The organism is Shewanella subflava (assembly GCF_025971955.1).
GTDB classification, from domain to species: domain Bacteria; phylum Pseudomonadota; class Gammaproteobacteria; order Enterobacterales; family Shewanellaceae; genus Shewanella; species Shewanella subflava.
Genome location: NZ_JAPDMX010000001.1, coordinates 23,908 through 43,132 on the forward strand (window position 1 = coordinate 23,908; position 19,225 = coordinate 43,132).

The window sequence follows — 19,225 nt, forward strand, 5'->3', positions numbered from 1 at the left end:
GAACTTAGCAGTTATGTATCTGCAACACTTTGGTTTACGGCAGCTGCCTTTTACACTGACGCCTAATACTGGATTTTTTTTCGGCTTAACGCCGCATGTAGAAGCGTTACAAGTTTTGCAAATGGCTCTTGAAACCGGTGAAGGTTTTATTAAGGTCACCGGCGAGGTGGGCACGGGTAAAACCTTAGTTTGTCGTAAGTTGCTAAATGAGTTACCGTCTCATTTTCAATGTGCTTATATTCCAAATCCCTACTTAACCCCTGCGGAATTACGTTGGGCTGTTGCAGCTGATCTGGGCATTGATGTTGAAGCAAGGCTTGATCAACAACAATTAACCCGTTTGATACATGAGCGATTATTGGCGCTAAATGAGCAAGGTTTTCAAGTGGTGTTGGTGATTGATGAAGCTCAGGCTCTTCCCGATGACAGTCTTGAAGCATTACGTTTGTTCACCAACCTAGAAACTGAAAGCCGTAAATTGTTGCAGGTTGTGCTGTTTGGCCAGCAAGAATTAGATGAAAGGTTACGCCAACCTAAGTTTCGTCAGCTCAGACAACGTATTACCTTTAGTTATCATCTCAGGCCGTTAAATTGGGATGAAGTGCAAGCTTATATGAATCACAGACTCAGTATTGCTGGCTTTCAAGGCAAAGCGATTTTTAAGATGAAAGAATCGAAATTGATTGCCAACGCAGCTAGAGGAATTCCTCGTTTGGTGAATATCTTAGCTCACAAAACATTGTTGCTGGCCTTTGGGGAAGGAGCTAAAAACGTCTCATTATCGCATTGCCGAGCAGCGATAAAAGACACCGATGATGCGAGTGAACCTATCAACAAGCCAAGTTTGGTTTCACTGAAATGGTTACTGGTTTGTCTTGGTTTTACACTCAGTATTTTTGCTGTAATGCAGTTAAGTTCGGCAGCGTGTTGCAGTCATTGGTTTGCTCAATTAGGTGAGTGGTTATGAGCGTTATAAATAAAATGCTGCAGGATTTAGAGCAGCGTCAGCAAAATGAAGATGGCATATCTAAGGTTGAAAATAACCAGTTTATTCGTCCTACACTTGAGTTTACAAGTCAGGTCACTACACCTAACAAAACGCGTTTAGTCTTGCTAACATTAATGGTACTAATGCCAATGGCATGGATTGGCTTTAGTCTGTTTAATCAAGCTGATCAGATGGTCAATAACTTAGAAGTGTCTCCATCATCGCAGCCATTATTAGATGATAAGATTGTGGCTGAAACCGCATATACAACATCTAATGTACCAGCAGGATCAACGCCGCCGACCGACATATCGGAAAATACGTTGTTACCCCCTCAAAGTAGTGATTTATCCGTGGCTCATAATGACCAAATACATGGTATTTCTGATGAACAATTGACACCAATTGCTTTGAGTGATGATGCAGAGTCGTTAGCGATCACTCCGCCAGATGACAACCAGTTTTTGGCATCTAAAACGGATGAAGACATAACCGCTATGGCCGAAAACGCCCCAAATGGTCAGTTAAAAACATCTGAGCCAGCAGTGGACTCTGTGACCAAAAACGTTGCTGCCCCGGCTAAAAATACGCCAACTATCATCGCTAAAGCCGATAATACAAAAGAAGCCAAACCTGCTGTCATTTCGCGTATGCAGGATAGCAATGCCAATAGCAGCATGAAAGTCACAGAGGTTCAGTTGACGAAAACGCAACTGGCGCAAGTGCAATTTAAAAAAGCGCAAACAGCGGAAAATGACAAACGTCTTGATGAGGCTGCGGGTTTATATTTAGACGCTATTATTTTAGACCCAAGCTTACACAGCGCTCGCAAGCAGTTGGTGAATATTTATTATGGCCGCAATAATGCTGACACCGCATTACAGCTATTAGAAAGTGGCATTAGCCTGTTCCCAACGCATTGGGAGTTTTATTTAATGAAAGCCAATTTAGAAAATGCGCTGCAAGAATATAACTCGGCGCTAATGTCATTAAGTTATATTGATGATAATACTGAGTTCGCTAGAGATAAATGGGTATTTCAAGGCGATATTGCGCAAAAAAATGCGCAATACAGCGTGTCTGAAGCCGCCTATCGTTCATTGTTAAAAATCGAATCGACTCAAGCAAGATGGTGGCTTGGACTGGCTTATGCGTTAGATTCTCAACAGGAATATATTAAAGCTGCTGCAGCTTACCGTTCAGCATTAAATTATTCAGGCTTATCCAATGCCGCGACTGAGTTTGTGAAGCAGCGTTTAGAACAACTAGGAGAAAACCAATGAAACCCAAGTTAAAGATGCGTTTAGGTGATCTTTTAGTTCAAGAACAGATTATTTCAGAACAGCAACTGCAGCAGGCACTGTCTGAACAGCGTAATACAGGTAAAAAGCTCGGCCGTACGTTAATTGATTTACATAGTATCAGTGAAAATCAGTTATTGAAGTTTTTATCGCAACAGCTAAATTTGCCATTTTTAGATATTAGCCGTCGTCCGATTACCCCTGAGGTCGTCAACATATTACCTGAAGTGCAAGCACGCAGACATCGGGCCTTAGTGGTAGAAAGCGATAACGATAGTGTGCTGGTGGCCATGAGTGATCCTGCAGACTTGCAGGCCATTGATAACTTAGAAGTACTTGTTGCACCTAAGCAGTTAAAAATTGCGGTCGCCCCAGAGCAACAGTTATTAGACGCTTTTGATAATCTGTACCGCCGTACCGATCAAATAGCTCAAATCGCCGGTAAATTAGAAGAAGAATACGCCGCAGACGATATGTTTGATTTGGCGAATTTGACCCAAGGTGACAGCGATAACGAAACAACAGTGGTCAAGTTACTGCAATCTATTTTTGAAGATGCCGTACAAATGCGCGCATCGGATATTCATATTGAACCCGGTGAAAAAGTGTTACGTATCAGGCAACGTGTTGATGGCCAATTGCATGAAAACACCTTGAATGAAGTCAATATTGCTTCGGCTTTAGTGTTGCGCTTGAAGTTAATGTCCGGTTTAGATATTTCAGAAAAGCGTTTACCCCAGGATGGCCGTTTTCATATTGAAGTTAAAGGCCATAAAATTGATGTGCGTATGTCGACAATGCCCATTTATCATGGTGAGTCAGTGGTAATGCGTTTGTTAGATCAAACCGCAGGTTTACGTACCTTAGATGAAACGGGCATGCCGCCGCATATCGTTGCCCGCATTCGTAAACAGATTAAGCGTCCCCATGGCATGTTGCTGGTAACAGGTCCAACAGGTAGTGGTAAAACCACGACCTTGTACGGTATTTTAAGTGAGTTAAATACCGCTGATCGCAAAATTATTACCGTTGAAGACCCGGTTGAATATCAGTTACCCCGCATTAACCAAGTGCAAGTAAACCATAAAATTGGCTTAAACTTTTCCAACGTTTTACGCACCACCTTGCGTCAAGACCCCGACATTATCATGGTAGGGGAAATGCGCGATCAGGAAACCGTAGAGATTGGTTTACGAGGTGCGTTAACGGGTCACTTTGTATTATCGACCTTGCACACCAACGATGCGGTAACCAGTGCACTGCGGTTGCTGGATATGGGTGCAGCCAGTTATCTGGTTGCCAGTGCGCTGCGCGTGATCATTGCCCAGCGTCTAGTGCGTCGTGTTTGTCATAATTGCAGCGTTGATTACCAATTAACCGCGGCCGAAACCGGTTGGTTAAAAAGTGTTTCAAAAGAAGACTTTTCCCAAGCTACATTTAAAATTGGTACGGGGTGTCAGAGCTGTAATGGTTCAGGTTATCGTGGCCGAATTGGTATCTTTGAAATATTAGAACTTGATGAAAGCATGATTGATGCTATGCGCACTGGCAACCCACAAGACTTTGCCCGTGCAGCCCTAAAAAGTCCTAATTTTGTGCCATTAGCAAAATCGGCAATGGAATACCTGTTCCAGGGCACAACAACCATTGAAGAAGTGTCTAGGCTAGTAGAAGATGTCACTGAATCTTCCATTCCTTTATCACAAGATGTGATAAGTCAACAAACGATTGAGGCGTAACTATGCCCATTTATTATTATCGAGGTCGAAATGCGCAAGGTCAGGCTGTGACCGCGCAACTAGATGCTGCGGATGAAAACTCCGCTGCCGATGCCTTGATGAGCCGTGGCATTATTCCGCTTGAATTAAGAGAAGTTAAACCGGCAAAAACGTTTTCATGGGGGAGCTTGTTTGGCAGCAAAGTGTCGTTAGAAGAATTACAGATATTTAGCCGGCAAATGTATTCATTAACCCGCTCAGGTATTCCTATTCTTCGGGCGATTGCAGGCCTGTCTGAAACAACCCATTCAATGAGAATGAAGCAGGCGCTGGATGATATTTCAACCCAGTTAACAGCGGGTAGACCGCTGTCATCAGCAATGAACCAACATCCTGATGTGTTTGATTCGTTATTTATCTCTATGGTGCATGTGGGGGAAAATACCGGTAAATTGGAAGATGCTTTTATTCAGTTGTCTGGCTATATTGAAAGGGAGCAAGAAACCCGCCGCCGGATTAAGTCGGCCATGCGATACCCGATTTTTGTGTTAATAGCGATCGCCCTTGCCATGGTGATTTTGAATATTATGGTGATCCCTAAGTTTGCCGCGATGTTTTCCCGTTTTGGTGCCGAGCTTCCCTGGGCCACTAAAATCCTGATTGCTACCTCAGATCTGTTTGTTAATTTTTGGCCGCATATGCTGGTGGGACTTATCGGTATGATTGTGGGTATTCGTTATTGGTTGCACAGTGAAAAAGGTGAAAAGACCTGGGATCGCTGGAAATTACATATTCCTGCAGTAGGCTCAATTATTGAGCGTTCAACCCTATCACGTTATTGCCGCAGCTTTTCAATGATGTTAAGTGCGGGTGTTCCTATGACGCAGGCATTAAGCTTAGTGGCTGACGCAGTAGACAATGCTTACATGCATGACAAAATTGTGGCGATGCGCCGTGGTATTGAGTCTGGTGAGTCAATGTTAAGGGTCTCTAATCAAAGCAAATTATTTACCCCGTTAGTTTTACAAATGGTGGCAGTAGGTGAAGAAACAGGACAAATTGATCAATTATTAACGGATGCTGCAGATTTTTACGAAGGTGAGGTCGATTATGATTTGAAAAATCTTACTGCCAAGTTAGAACCGATTCTGATTGGCTTTGTCGCTTGTATTGTGCTGATTTTGGCGTTAGGCATTTATCTTCCGATGTGGGATATGTTAAATGTGGTCAAGGGGTAGATTGTTGAACACATTATGCCTTAAGGCCCCATTATGCTAAAGCAACAACAGGCAGAAGGTGATCTGATTAAGGTCTATGGACGGATGATCGCCATTGGTGTTTTTTTATTAATTTTGGCGATGTTGGGTTTGAGGCATTTTAATTCAATTCCCAGTATGACAGGTAAAAGTTTAGCGCTTGAACATAATCGACTGTTGAATATAACCGCCATGATAAAAAGCCAATGGTTGTCTACGGGCAGACCAAAGCGCTTACTGCTTAATTGGGAGAGTATGGCACCAGATGTGCATACCAACAATCAGGCAGAAACGTCAGATTCTGGGCAGTTACTATTACAAGCAACAGATGAGCTAGATGCTCAGTTGGTGGCAACCGGTAACTGGATTAGCTTATCTGATAAAGGTTGGCCGTTGATTAACAGTTTAGATGTCAGTGGTTGTAAGCGCTTATGGTATCAATTACTGGCCACACAACTTAATGATATTGATGTAAGTTACGATGCTGACACCAGTGTCTGCCGTTACTTGGCAGAGGATTCCACCAGTATCAGTTATCAATTTTCTACGGGAAGGATACTTTTTTTCCAAGCCGATAATATAAAAGGCTAAATAAATTTTAGCAAATACCAATAAGCTGCTAATATTAGTAGATATATACGAAAATTAGTGCGATGCTAATTTTCAGGTGAAATAGTGGGACAATTGAAAGAGTGCATAACTTATGAAGTTGAATCAAAAAGGCTTTTCTTTAATCGAGCTGGTGATCGTAATTGTGATCCTCGGATTACTTGCCGCAACCGCGATTCCACGTTTTTTAAACGTAACTGATGATGCTGAAAACGCCAGTGTAGATGGTGTTTCAGGTGGTTTAGCCACAGCAGTAGGTTTTGTAAGAGCACAATGGGAAGTTGATGGTCGCCGTAATACCTCGGTGATATTAGACGGTACCAGTGTTTCGCTCGATACTCGTTTCGGTTTCCCAACGGGTGTGAGCAATACCGATGTGACCGCTATGACAGATCTAACATGTCAGGAAGTATTCAACAGTGTATTGCAAAGTGCACCCCGTAATGTACTTTATACTCAGGATGCTCGTGACCAACGTTATACTGTTAGGGTACTAGATAATGTCGGTGGTTCTGCTACGGGAATTAACGGCGTGAATGTAACGGGTATAGACTTGTGTGTTTACCATCAAATCGCATCGTTAACTGTCGATCAGACTTCAGGAATAGCCACACCGGCGCCTGATTTAACCACAAGTGGGGCCAAAGGCGTGACCTATAACCCAGGGACAGGACAAGTTCTGTCATTCACTAACAACTAATTCAATTTTGACTGTTGTTTTATATTTTCAATCTAACAGCAGTTAAGCGGATGTTTATTTTTTAAAAGAGGTTTATATGCAAAAAGTTATGCAAAAACAACAAGGTTTTACCCTAATTGAATTAGTGGTTGTGATCATTATTCTGGGTATTTTAGCGGTAACGGCTGCGCCTAAGTTTATTAATTTACAAGGTGATGCGCGCGTGTCTGCTCTAGCGGGTATGAAAGCAGCAATTCAAGGTGCCAATACGCTGGTTTATTCTAAAGCCGCTTTGGCGGGTAAAGAAAAAGCGGCCTCTCAAACTGTAACGATTGGTGGTACAACAGCCGCTCCAGTCACTATTACAACTCAGTACGGTTATACTAATGCGCTTAAAGTAGATTTAGAGAAAGCATTAGACGTTGTTTTTGATGCTGGCACAAATGGTGCGCCAACAAATGCAGCAGGCACTGCTGAGTGGATTATTCAGGAAAATGCAGGTACACCTAAGACTGTTGATATTTGGCAAAAAGGTGCACCAGCGGCATGTAAATTAACCTATACAGAAGCGACTGCAACAGTGCTTCCAAAATACGTTGCAGAAGCAGATGCAACTAAGTGTTAATTTTAAATTTTAACAAAAGCCTGCATTTCGCAGGCTTTTTTATGTTTGCAATATTGTAATAACGTTAAGTAAATTCTGCTTTTGATGATGTAAAGGGTAGCTGGTCGAATTAATTGGGGGTATTTATGAAAACTCAACAAGGCTTTACCTTAATTGAATTGGTTGTGGTGATAATTATTTTAGGCATTTTAGCTGTTACTGCTGCCCCCAAATTTATTAACCTTCAAGGTGATGCAAGAGTATCTGCACTAGCAGGGATGCAGGCAGCACTGAAAGGTGCCAATTCACTGGTTTATTCTAAAGCAGCAATTGCAGGTAAAGAAAAAGCTGATGACACAACGTTAGACATTGGTGCTGCAAATGATGTACGCATTGAATATGGATATTTAAGTGCAGATATTCAATCTTTGACTGATGCATTGGAGGCTGAATTTGATGATATTACTAATCCAACAGGTAATGGCGATTGGCTTATTGCGCAGTTTGGCGCCCCACCAGGAGGGACTGTTGTCATTTGGCAGCGCGGTGCTCCATCGCCACTGGATGTTGGTCTAGCCGACTCTTGTATATTGTTTTACACAAGTGCTTTAGCTGTGGGTGAGCTACCCTCCTATGATATAGAGACAGACCCAAGTAAGTGTTAATAATCATTAACCAGTCATTTTCATCTAAGCCTGCATCTTGCAGGCTTTTTCGTGATTAAGCTCTTATCTGCCACTCTTTACAAATAACCTTAGCTAGAAGCTCAGAACAGCTAATTTTTAGCGAACAATATGTTGTTAAATATCTGTTTTAATTATGGTTGATACAAACTGATACCGAGTTATGCAAGACAGAAAATTGACTAAGTGAGATAATTGACGCCCTTGTTAGGTAAAGGTTGTTTATTTAACAAATCTCGCCGTTAAGGATTAACGCGAGAACATTGCTTAGCCACTTACCTTGCTTTACTAAAATGCAGCAAGTTTGGAATACATAGGCATCCATATTTTATATTGTCGTATCTATAGGTCGTATTTATGCAAAAACAACAAGGTTTTACCTTAATCGAATTAGTTGTGGTGATTATTATTTTAGGTATTTTAGCGGTTACCGCAGCGCCTAAATTTATCAATTTACAGGGCGATGCCCGTGTATCAACATTGCAGGGCATTAAAGCTGCTATTCAAGGTGCAAATACCTTAGTGTATTCCAAAGCGGCATTGGCCGGAGAAGAGAAACAAGCAGCTACAGATATTAATATAGGGACAGGCCAAAATATTGATATTGTTTACGGTTATATTGCTGCAACCAGTGACGCGATTGTTGAAGCAACCGATATTTCACTGACAGAATGGACGTTGGTGGAAGCTACAGGCGAAGTGAAAATTAGCCAAAATGGTGCACCCGATACCTGTTACTTCATTTATAAAGCTGCTGAAGATGAAGGCAAGCTGCCTACTTATAGTTATGACTTACCTGCTGGAGCAGCTAAAGCATTTCCTGAGCCAGAAGACTGCTAATTAACCCGTTACTAATAAGTGACTTATTAAACCAATCAAGGCCTTTTAAAGGCCTTGATTGATTTAGCACCACTTAAAATAAGCTGGTTTGGGGTGAAAGTGGCTTTCACATAAATGAACAAATAAGCAGACAAAAGGTTAAAAAATTTGCCATACTATCAGGAGTTAACCGCCGAGATTACGATGAATTAATTAAAAGGATGACATGAATTTTAATCGCTCATCATTAAAGCTAAATGGGTTCAGTTTAGTTGAACTTGTTACCACAATTATTGTTATCGGCATTATTGCGGTTGTTGTTTTACCGCGTTTTTTTTCTGACTCCAGCTACAGCGCTTATTCACTGCGCAATGAATTTATTTCTGAATTACGTCAAGCTCAATTAAGAGCCCTCAATAATACTGATCAATGCTTTGATGTGAACGTCACCGCTACAGGCTATCAATTACGCCATTATTCAGCCCGTGCAGGCACCAGTTGTACTAATCTAATTCGTGCAGAAGCCTTGCAAACTTATAGTGGTGGGGCATCAGTGAGTTTGACGGCATCAGCTAGCCAATCTTTTACTATTACATTCGACAGTTTAGGTAGGGTGTTATCACCCAGTTGTGCCGGTATTTGTTTCAATATCAATGCAGACGAAACCTTGCAAGTTGGTGTTGAGTCCGAGGGGTATATTTATGCCCTTTAAGCCAAACACTTCATGTTATCGGTGTAAATCAGTGCGCGTCGCTCGGCAGCAATTGGGTTTTTCATTAATTGAGCTTGTGATTGGCATGTTGGTGATCAGTATCGCGATTGTGATGCTAACATCAATGTTTTTCCCTCAAGCAGATAGATCGGTTGAGTCGCTTTATCGTATGCGTTCGGCGGAATTAGCCCACTCAGTGATGAATGAGGTTTGGGGTAAACGCTTCGATCAACAAACTAATCCCAATGGCGGTGTGCCTGCCTGTAATAGTCCATTAGGTTTGCCTTGTTCAACCACAGCCTCCCTAGGCCCAGATGCCGGCGAAGAGCGTGATGATTATAATGACATTGACGATTATCACGGGCTCACAATTAATTCGTTCATGTTCAACTCAAGCCAAACTTATGCTGCGGTTTACAAAAACTTCAACTTAAATGTTAACGTCAGCTATGTTGATGCAACCACTCAGGCGGCGAAGCTCATTACCGTATCTGTAACAACACCTAGTAACGAAGTGATTACTTACCAGTCTGTAAGGAGCAATTACTGATGCCTTATAAGAGTGGAAAAAGTGGCAAGCGATCGCAAGGTTTTACCTTAGTTGAAATGGTCACTGTGATTCTTATTCTCGGTATTATTGTGGTGGGCGTTAGCAGCTTTGTGATTTTTGGCACGCGTATTTTTGTTGAGTCCAGTGCGGTGGATCAAGTGTTGAGCCAAAGTCGATTTGGGGTTGAGCGGATGACAAGGGATATTCGCAGCGCCTTGCCTAATTCAACAAGATTAATCACGGCTACAGATGGAAGTTATCAATGTATAGAGTTTGTGCCTATTGTGGCAAGTACCTCGTATGTCAGTGCGCCGATAGCACCGGCTGTTGCAAGTAATAGTGTTAGTGCCATTGCAACCAATCAGTCCATTATCGCCGGACAATGGGCGATGATTTATCCATTAACAGCAGCTGAAATTTATAACCCAACAGGCAGTATTGCCAAACGATTTTTGATAGCAAACGTTGCCACAATCGGCAATCAAGTGAATCTGACTTTAGCCGCCTCTGTGCGTTTTACGGAAGACTCACCGCTAAAACGGCTATTTTTTGTTGCTCAGCCAATCAGCTATTGTGTTGAAAAACGAGCCAATGGCACTTCAGACTTAACTCGATATGCTAACTATGGCTATCGCACTGCACAGCCCGCGCCTTCTATCATGGCGAGTGGGGTAATTATGGCGCAAAACATTATTAACAACTTGCTTGTTGAACCGGCAATAGTGTTAACGCCTTCAAGTTTAATAACAAATGCGATAGTGCATATTGAACCTCGTTTTAGTGTGAATGGCGAATCATTTAAGTATCAACATCAGGTGCAGGTGATCAATGTTCCTTAAATCGTCGATGAAAAGTTCACAAAACGGAAGCGCACTAGTGATTGGTATCTTTGTGCTGATCGTGATGTTTATGCTAGCAGGCAGTTTGATCCGCATTGTCGCAGATGGCGATGAGGCTATTTCTATGGAAGTGTGGGGCGCAAGGGCATTAAACAGTGCCAATAGCGGTGCAGATGCCGCTTTGGCGCAGTTGTTCCCGTTAAATGGTGGCGCAGCAACGTGCGCCAATGTTAGCCCCACATGGACACCTCCTGCGAATGAAATTGGGTTTCATGGCTGTCGTGTCAATATTACCTGTAGCAGTGCAACGGTTAGCACGCTCACGCAGTATCGAATAAACAGTAAAGCGGTTTGTGAAACAGGAGGATGTGGCAGCGATAGCAGCAGTAACTGTTTGAGGGTGCAAAGACAAGTTGAGGTAGAAGCTCGTGGAAATTAGATCAATCTCTTGTAAATGGGCCTTTATAAGCTTGCTATTGTGTATTAGCAGTTCTGCTATGGCGTTTGATGTGATTGATGAGACTGCAATTTGGCCTAAAGTGGCTCAAGGGCACTCTGGAAGCAACAATGCAAATTGTAACTCGTTAAGTTCCCCACAATTATCCATGCAGAGCGGTTCAAGAATTAACGGAACATTAGGTCAAGCGCTTAACTTTTGTACGAGTAATGCTAACTCTGGGATGCCAAGCGATAGTTGCGATGATGGTTTCGGCGGAACTCGTAAATGTACTATTACCAACAATAAAATTGTTGGGTTAAAAATGAATGGCAATCAAGCTTTTCAAACCAGTACAGGTAATGACGGTGGCATAGGTTTTTGTAGTGCAGGTCAAAACCTGACACTAGGTGGCGATGGTAAAAATCAGTTTTCAACCATCGAGCTTTATGCGACATGTACATTAACCCTGTCTTCTTCACAATCAGAATATCGATTTAAGAAATTACATTTGGGGTCGGGTGCGAAAGTGTTTTTTCCTGCAGGCGATTACTGGATTGACGATTTCTTTATTGACAATAACACCGAAATTGAATTGCTAGGTAATGTTCGTATTTTTGTTAACAACAATAATTCGAGTATGGATGGCGCAGCAATTAATAGAAAGAACAATTTTAAGTTACAGTTCATTTCTTATAATAATTTTGCATTAACCTCTGCGTCATTAATTAACGGTAATGTATATAGCGATCAAGATGTTGTCATGAATAATGGCTCTGTCATTAATGGCAGTGTTACAGCTCGTTATTTAAAAATGTTTAACAATAATTCAATTAATCCTTCATTACCTATTGTTGCACCTTTCCATATCCAATACGGCAAAGCGACCTCTACCAGCGTCACATTTACCAAGGCTTTTCCTAGTGGGGTGAAGCCTTTGGTGTTTTTGATGCCAACGATTTCGCAAACTAATAGTAATAATGATGGCCCCGCCTCAGTATTTTTGGACAGTGTGAATACGCAGGGTTTTACTTGGGGCAAACAAGAACCTACAGATCCCAGTAACCGTTACACGCCATCTAACAATATGCCTGAGATCCATTGGATTGCGGTCACACCGGGGACTCATGATTTATCTAATGGCAGCAAATTAATCGCGGGTTCTGTTAATTATAATCAAGCGTTGTTTGGTTCTAACTCACCCTATACCCAGGTAACCTTACCTGCTAGTCAAGACGTGTTATTGAATCAACTGCAAACTCGCAATAATAATTGCTGGTTTACCAGTACTTCTCAATTTACCTCCACAGGTATTGAACTGGCGTTAGATACCTCCGAAGTGAGAAGTAATAATAACCAATGCCAACCAGGAAATTTAAATAATTCGCAAATACAAAATGAGACGATAGGCTACTTATCAGTAGCATCTGGTAGCGGTGCTATGGTGTTGGCGGGTGAGAATACCAATTATCATTTTGGTAATGGGCAAACTTTTAATGCGGGTGGCGTACAAGATCTTAGCTATCAATGTAATTACACTACCTCGTTAGTGGGTTTTGCTAATACCCCAGTTTTTGTCTCTGGAAAAACCAGTCGCCGTGGCGGAGACGGTGGTTGGTTGCGTCGTTGTCAGTTAACCAACAGTTTGGTCAGCATGGTCGTTGACGAGGACACGTATCGTGACGCAGACAGAGCACATATTTGGGAAAATTATAGCTTTGTAGCTATTGAGAAACTCACCAAAGTTAAGCAATGTTTTACCGATAACTTTCAGCGTACCGATATCGGTAATGATTGGGTGGTGTCTAAGAGCCGAGGAAACTTTACTCCAGCTATTGTGAATAACCGCTTACGGGTAACAGAGGCTAGTGGTGATCAAGCGACATCATCCACCTATCAACGTTTATTTCCTGCAGCAAATAACCTCGTCGAAATTGAGTTTGATCACTATGCCTATGGCGGCAGTGGTGCAGATGGTATTGCCTTTGTGCTTTCGGATGCTAAGGTGACTCCGCAGGCGGGGGCCTATGGTGGTCCTCTAGGCTATGGTGCGCGTTCAACTGTGAATGGTTTTGCGGGTGGTTGGTTAGGATTTGGTATCGATGAATACGGTAACTTCTCCACTGAAGGCGGGCCGAGTGGTCCTGGACGTCGTCAACAATCGGTTGCTGTAAGAGGATCGGGTTCAGGCACAAGTGGTTATCCTTATTTGCGAGGAGCTTGTAATAATGGCACTACGAATACAAGCGGCAACTGCCTCTCGCCAACGGTAGATAATAACAATGTGACTCCAGCACATCGTTATCGAATTACAATTGACTCAAAAGTTGCTGGCCAGTCTATTGTTAAAGTGGAGCGTAACAGTGGTGCTGGTTTTGTTGAAATCATTCCAGCATTTGATGCTGCAGCTATCGGGACTCAGGCACCAGTGCCAGCTGACTTTTTACTATCCCTTACTGGCTCAACAGGTGGCGCCACCAATAACCATGAAATCGATAATGTTGAAATTTGTGCATTAGATTCACGACCTATTGGCGTGGTGATTGATCATTTTGAATATACCCACAGCGGCAGTGGATTAACCTGCGGCCCAGAAACATTAACCCTCAAAGCGTGTGCTAATCCTGATTGTACTCAAACTGTGCCTGATTTTGTTACCGCGACATTAAGCCCGGCTACAGTGACTGGCGGCGGAGGATGGATTGGGGGGAATACGGTAAGCTTTAGTGGTGGAGCAACCACGGTTCAGTTGAACCGAAATACCGCAGGCCCAGTCACGGTTGGGGTAACTGGTTCCACTCCCGGTGCTAAACCTTTTAGCCAAACTTTGTGTCGTATTGCGGGTGGTTCAGCATCTGCTGCTAACTGCACGCTTAATTTTTCCGATAGCGGCTTTATCTTTGATGTACCCGATAAACTAGCCAATAAGCCTGCAACCGACATTGTTGTGAGTGCCGTTAAAAAGGATGATATTACGCGTCAATGTGTGCCTAGTTTTGCCAATGTGTCTAAAAACGTGGATTTTTGGAGCACTTATACCAGTCCATCAGCGCCGATAAATGGTCAAAGCGTATCGGTAAATAACACCAGTGTGGGTAAAACAAGTGCCACATCGACCACGATAGCATTGGCTTTTGATGCTCTGGGTAAAGCTAAAATTGCCGTTAATTACCCTGATGCTGGCCAGGTTCAGCTTGATGCGAGATATACAGGTACGGGTAATGAGCAAGGCTTAACCATGTTAGGAAATGATGCCTTTGTGAGTTTTCCTGTCGGGCTATGTATCACGCCGCAAGATGCCGCTGCTCAATGCACTGCGGGCAATAGCACTTGTAATGTATATAAAAAAGCGGGTGAGTCATTTAACTTATTGATTCAAGGTAAAGCATGGCAAGTGGACGGTGATACCAATTATTGTGACAATCTCAATACGCCTAATTATGTTCATAGTGGCATCGCGTTAGGAAGTACCCTAGTGGCTCCCTCAGGTGGTGCAGCAGGCGTCATTTCTAATACCAGTTACAATCATATCTCCAATAGCACTAACACCAATACTGTGCCGCAATCCATTAGTGAAGTGGGAGTATTTAAGTTTAGTGCCAAACCACCTGCCAGTTATTTAGGCTCAAGTTTTTATAACATTCCACTGGCGCAATCTGCCAATATGGGGCGATTTGTTCCCGATCGTTTTGTGGTCAGTGGCGTGAGTGTGCTACCCGCCTGTGGTGTGTTCAGTTATATGGATCAACCGTTTCCTCTGGCAATGAACATCAGCGCTTTTAATACCTTTAGCAGTGTTACTCAAAATTATCAAAATAGCTTTGCCAAAGGCACAGCGCAGTTAGTGGCTGAAAATAGTAATAATGGTGTTGAGTTATCAAATCGCCTCAGTAGCTTGCCTGTTAATGCCGCCTCATGGGTTGCGGGTGTAGCAAGTGTTGATGCCAGTTACCGGGCTAAATTTGCCAGAAGTATCGCGCCTAATGTTGATGGTCCTTTTAATATGTTAGATATTGGCGTAAAGGTTTTCGATAACGACACTAACATTGCATTTGTGGCCGATCCAGACATGCGCGCAGACACTACGGGCAATTGTACAACGCCAACCAATACCTGTACGGCCAAGCGAATATCGACTCAAGATCTGCGCCATGGTCGTGTGCTAATGGACAATACCTACGGGCCTGAAAATGAAATATTACGCATGCCAACCTATGCACAATATTGGAATGGGAGTCAGTGGTTGTTAAACCCAAGTGATAATTGCAGCGTGATTAATGGTAGCCTAAGCGGCACTGAAACTTATACTCCTGCAAAAGCAACCGCAGAAACGGTCACGCGAACAAGTAATAGCTCGACAGTATTCGCTGGAAAGGGATTATTATTGTGGCAAAATACCGGTGTGCAAAAGTATCGCGGTCAAGTTAACGCCCCTTTAATCGTCGACAGTTGGTTACAGTGGTACTGGAACTACGACACCAGCTTGCCTAATTTACTCGTTAATCCTCAAGCGAGCGCATTTTTTGGTCGATATCGTGGTCATGACCGGATTATTTATTGGCAAGAGGTGCGTAATTAAGCAGATATTTTCTGATTAATGTTTTTCCCACGGAAGATTTTGGGCTTTTATAGGGTGTTTTTAAAAAAATATAGCCAGATTAGCAATAGTTAACCTTCTCGGTCTTGTAGATTGTGGGTGTGATTGATAAAGTTAGCTGATTTTTCTTTCTTCTGACTTCACAGAATACAGGCCTGATACATGTTCAAAAAGCTGCGCGGCATTTTTTCTAACGACCTATCGATCGATTTAGGTACGGCAAACACTCTTATTTATGTTCGCGATGAAGGTATCGTGCTAAACGAACCCTCTGTAGTTGCTATTCGCGGTGAGCGAAATGGTAACGGCCCAAAATCAGTGGCAGCAGTGGGCACCGAAGCTAAGCAAATGCTTGGCAGAACACCAGGTAATATTCAAGCCATCCGTCCGATGAAAGACGGTGTGATCGCTGACTTTTATGTCACCGAAAAAATGTTACAGCACTTTATCAAGCAAGTGCATAATAACAGTTTCTTTCGTCCAAGCCCGCGCGTATTAGTGTGTGTTCCCGTTGGTGCAACGCAAGTTGAACGTCGTGCAATCCGCGAATCGGCAATGGGTGCAGGCGCGCGTGAGGTGTATTTAATTGAAGAGCCTATGGCAGCGGCAATTGGTGCAGGTTTACCTGTGTCAGAAGCCACCGGTTCTATGGTTGTTGATATCGGTGGTGGTACTACCGAAGTGGCCATCATTTCATTAAATGGCGTAGTGTATTCATCATCTGTGCGTATCGGTGGTGACAAGTTTGATGATGCGATTATCAACTATGTTCGTCGTAATTACGGTTCGCTGATTGGAGAAGCGACTGCTGAGCGTATTAAGCATACTATTGGTACGGCTTATCCGGGTGACGAAGTGCTTGAGATTGAAGTGCGCGGCCGTAATTTAGCTGAAGGTGTACCGAGAAGCTTTACACTTAATAGCAATGAAATTTTAGAAGCCCTGCAAGAGCCTTTATCAGGCATTGTAAGTGCAGTTATGGTGGCATTAGAGCAATCGCCACCTGAGCTCGCCTCAGATATCTCCGAGCGCGGAATGGTGTTAACGGGTGGTGGCGCATTACTGCGCGATCTAGACCGTTTATTAATGCAAGAAACCGGTATTCCAGTCATGGTTGCTGATGACCCATTAACGTGCGTGGCGCGTGGTGGTGGTAAAGCATTAGAAATGATCGATATGCACGGCGGTGATTTGTTCTCTGAAGAGAACTAATCAACCCATTAGGCGGTGATGTTTGTTAGCACGTTGCCATAGGCAAGTACGACTATCAGGCTCACCGCGTAATTTTATATGAAACCAATTTTTGTACGTGGTATCTCACATCAATTTCGTTTAACACTGGCAATCATATTGTCGGTGGTGTTGTTTATCGCTAATGATCGCCTCGAACCTGTGCGTCAATCCCTGTCTTCTGTATTAAGTCCTCTGCAATATTTAGCCAATGTCCCCGGTGTGATGCTTGACTGGACCGCTGAAGCCTTTGCAACCCGCAATATGCTAGCTGCGCAGAATAAAGTGTTGATGGATCAACAGCTATTGATGTCTGAGCGCTTGCAACGATTTGAGCATCTGCGCCAAGAAAACGAAAGATTAAGAGCCCTACTTGGCTCGCCAGTGCACATGGATTCGCGTAAAGTGGTTGCTGAAGTGATGGAAGTCGCCAGTGATCCTTTTCGTCAGCTTGTGGTACTTAATCATGGCGAACGCACAGGTGTTTATGTGGGACAGCCAGTGGTGGATGCCAAAGGCGTAGTGGGTCAAGTTGTGGAAGTCAGCGAGTTGACCAGTCGGGTATTATTGGTGTCAGACACTTCCCACGGGATACCCGTGCGGGTAACACGCAATGATGTCAGAGCTATCGCTAACGGAACCGGCGATATTGATGAAATTGAGCTACGACATGTGGCCAAGAGTACCGACATTGTTGCTGGTGATTTATTAGTGACCTCAGGTTTAGGAGATCGTTTCCCTGAAGGTTACCCCGTTGCGCGAGTGATGTCGGTTTCGCGTGATGATGGCCAAAGTTATGCGGTGATTAATGCACAGCCACTGGCGGCATTAGATCGTATTCGTTATGTGTTGTTAATTTGGCCCGATGAAGTGGATGATATCCCTGTCATGCCAATCTTGCCTGACGCGAATGAGCCAGCAGAAAACTCTATTTTGCCAGCAGAGCAGACAACCACGGATATACCCGTCATCGATGCACCTTTGGATGCCTCGAACGCTGAAAATCAATCAACCCAAGAGGTGAGTCAATGAGTGCTCACATAGCCAATGGCCGATTTGTTGTTTGGGTGACGTTATTCATTGGGATGATGTTCCAAATTATGCCGTTACCACATATTGTTGCAGCATGGCGACCTGACTGGTTGCTCATGGTGATGATTTATTGGGCAGTCGCGTTGCCGCATCGATACAGTATTTTGACGGCATGGGTGTTAGGCGTCATGTTAGATGTGCTCTTAGGGGCGACATTAGGGGTAAGGGGGCTCGCATTTGCCTTAACCATTTACATCGTCGTGTTGCATTTTCAACGATTACGCAATTTCCCTCGGTGGCAGCAAACCATTTCAGTGTCGGTTTTTGTGTGTATTTATCATCTGGTGATTTATTGGACTGAGTTTGCCATTGTAGGCGGTACTCCTTTTAATACCGATATGTTTTTACCTGCTTTTTCAAGCATCATCATTTGGTGGTGGATATTCTGGTTTTTACGCAATATTCGTCGACGTTATAAAGTGCGTTAGGATAATAAATGACAATTTAGATTGAGAGATCTAATTAATTCAGCATGTTGTTAAAGAGAGTACAATTTAAATGACTTGGGTGTTAGCTTCAACTTCTCCTCGACGTAAGCAGCTGTTTGCCCAGGCTGGATTTTCAATTGCCCATTTTTCTTTTGAGCAAGTTTCCCCTGATATCGATGAAACCCCCTTTGAAGGCGAACCCGCTGCGGATTATGTCGTGCGGCTTGCGTTACAAAAAGCCCAAGCTGGTTTGGTCTTGGCGGCGCCATTCACACACGCTAAAGTGTTAGGTTCAGATACCTCAGTGGTGTTAAACGGCAAGATTTTAGGCAAGCCGCAAGATGCTGCCGATGCGAAACACATTTTACAACAACTTTCAGGGCATACTCATCAAGTGATGACCGCAGTGGCGGTGACGGATGGAACTCGCTCTTTTACTCGTTTATGCGTTACCGATGTCACTTTTTGTCAGATAAGCGACGCTGAAATTGAAGCCTATATCGCCACGCAAGAGCCCATGGATAAAGCGGGAGCTTATGGCATTCAGGCGCTAGGTGGCTGCTTTGTTGAGTCGATTAATGGAAGTTATTCTGCAGTTGTTGGTTTGCCGTTAGTCGAGACCAGACAGTTAATGCAGTTAATGGCTAATACGTAAAAACGAATTAATTATTTTAAATTTTCATA

Annotated in this window: 18 protein-coding genes; all 18 read left to right on the forward strand. The window is 43.3% G+C overall.

The window, feature by feature from the left end; all coding sequences use genetic code 11:
• Positions 1-13: 13 nt before the first annotated feature.
• The 18 genes from OHT75_RS00105 (at position 14) to OHT75_RS00190 (ending at position 19,196) form a co-directional block, all read left to right on the forward strand.
• Complete coding sequence (locus tag OHT75_RS00105; RefSeq protein ID WP_264724317.1) at positions 14-967, forward strand: ExeA family protein; 954 nt, start codon at positions 14-16, stop codon at positions 965-967.
• A complete protein-coding gene (locus tag OHT75_RS00110) occupies positions 964-2,271 on the forward strand; it encodes a tetratricopeptide repeat protein (RefSeq protein WP_264724318.1) in 1,308 nt (435 codons plus the stop codon). Before OHT75_RS00105 ends, OHT75_RS00110 begins: the two co-directional genes overlap by 4 nt.
• On the forward strand, positions 2,268-4,028 hold the full coding sequence (locus OHT75_RS00115) for a GspE/PulE family protein (RefSeq protein WP_264724319.1): 1,761 nt from the start codon (positions 2,268-2,270) through the stop codon (positions 4,026-4,028). The genes OHT75_RS00110 and OHT75_RS00115 overlap by 4 nt, the downstream gene beginning before the upstream one ends.
• A 2-nt stretch (positions 4,029-4,030) precedes the next feature.
• Entirely contained in the window at positions 4,031-5,245 is a 1,215-nt protein-coding gene (locus tag OHT75_RS00120) for a type II secretion system F family protein (protein ID WP_264724320.1), read from the forward strand.
• A gap of 33 nt (positions 5,246-5,278) precedes the next feature.
• Entirely contained in the window at positions 5,279-5,854 is a 576-nt protein-coding gene (locus OHT75_RS00125; protein WP_264724322.1) for a hypothetical protein, read from the forward strand.
• 112 nt (positions 5,855-5,966) lie between these two features.
• Positions 5,967-6,572 carry a prepilin-type N-terminal cleavage/methylation domain-containing protein gene (locus OHT75_RS00130; RefSeq protein ID WP_264724323.1) on the forward strand — a complete coding sequence of 202 codons (606 nt, stop codon included), beginning with the start codon at positions 5,967-5,969 and terminating at the stop codon, positions 6,570-6,572.
• A gap of 88 nt (positions 6,573-6,660) precedes the next feature.
• Positions 6,661-7,176: a type II secretion system protein gene (locus OHT75_RS00135; RefSeq protein ID WP_264724421.1), complete on the forward strand. Its 516-nt coding sequence runs from the start codon at positions 6,661-6,663 to the stop codon at positions 7,174-7,176.
• Positions 7,177-7,301: 125 nt separating this feature from the next.
• Positions 7,302-7,820 (forward strand): type II secretion system protein, encoded by a 519-nt coding sequence (locus OHT75_RS00140; protein WP_264724324.1) that lies wholly within the window; start codon positions 7,302-7,304, stop codon positions 7,818-7,820.
• A 375-nt stretch (positions 7,821-8,195) separates the two neighbouring features.
• The gene (locus OHT75_RS00145) at positions 8,196-8,678 is read left to right on the forward strand and encodes a type II secretion system protein (protein ID WP_264724325.1); all 483 of its coding nucleotides are present in this window, start codon (positions 8,196-8,198) and stop codon (positions 8,676-8,678) included.
• Positions 8,679-8,883: 205 nt separating this feature from the next.
• A complete protein-coding gene (locus tag OHT75_RS00150; protein ID WP_264724326.1) occupies positions 8,884-9,369 on the forward strand; it encodes a prepilin-type N-terminal cleavage/methylation domain-containing protein in 486 nt (161 codons plus the stop codon).
• Positions 9,359-9,919 carry a prepilin-type N-terminal cleavage/methylation domain-containing protein gene (locus OHT75_RS00155; protein ID WP_264724327.1) on the forward strand — a complete coding sequence of 187 codons (561 nt, stop codon included), beginning with the start codon at positions 9,359-9,361 and terminating at the stop codon, positions 9,917-9,919. The genes OHT75_RS00150 and OHT75_RS00155 overlap by 11 nt, the downstream gene beginning before the upstream one ends.
• Complete coding sequence (locus OHT75_RS00160) at positions 9,919-10,758, forward strand: PilW family protein (protein WP_264724328.1); 840 nt, start codon at positions 9,919-9,921, stop codon at positions 10,756-10,758. The genes OHT75_RS00155 and OHT75_RS00160 overlap by 1 nt, the downstream gene beginning before the upstream one ends.
• Positions 10,748-11,197 carry an MSHA biogenesis protein MshP gene (locus tag OHT75_RS00165; protein ID WP_264724329.1) on the forward strand — a complete coding sequence of 150 codons (450 nt, stop codon included), beginning with the start codon at positions 10,748-10,750 and terminating at the stop codon, positions 11,195-11,197. Before OHT75_RS00160 ends, OHT75_RS00165 begins: the two co-directional genes overlap by 11 nt.
• A gap of 58 nt (positions 11,198-11,255) precedes the next feature.
• Positions 11,256-15,773, forward strand: coding sequence for a DUF6701 domain-containing protein (locus tag OHT75_RS00170; protein WP_264724331.1), 4,518 nt, complete (start codon positions 11,256-11,258; stop codon positions 15,771-15,773).
• Positions 15,774-15,953: 180 nt separating this feature from the next.
• Positions 15,954-17,003: a rod shape-determining protein gene (locus tag OHT75_RS00175; RefSeq protein ID WP_261299007.1), complete on the forward strand. Its 1,050-nt coding sequence runs from the start codon at positions 15,954-15,956 to the stop codon at positions 17,001-17,003.
• A 78-nt stretch (positions 17,004-17,081) separates the two neighbouring features.
• On the forward strand, positions 17,082-18,053 hold the full coding sequence (gene mreC / locus OHT75_RS00180; protein ID WP_264724332.1) for a rod shape-determining protein MreC: 972 nt from the start codon (positions 17,082-17,084) through the stop codon (positions 18,051-18,053).
• Positions 18,050-18,541: a rod shape-determining protein MreD gene (gene mreD / locus OHT75_RS00185; RefSeq protein ID WP_264724333.1), complete on the forward strand. Its 492-nt coding sequence runs from the start codon at positions 18,050-18,052 to the stop codon at positions 18,539-18,541. Before mreC ends, mreD begins: the two co-directional genes overlap by 4 nt.
• A 70-nt stretch (positions 18,542-18,611) precedes the next feature.
• Positions 18,612-19,196, forward strand: a complete 585-nt coding sequence (locus tag OHT75_RS00190; RefSeq protein WP_264724334.1) for a Maf family protein — start codon at positions 18,612-18,614, stop codon at positions 19,194-19,196.
• Positions 19,197-19,225: the final 29 nt, after the last annotated feature.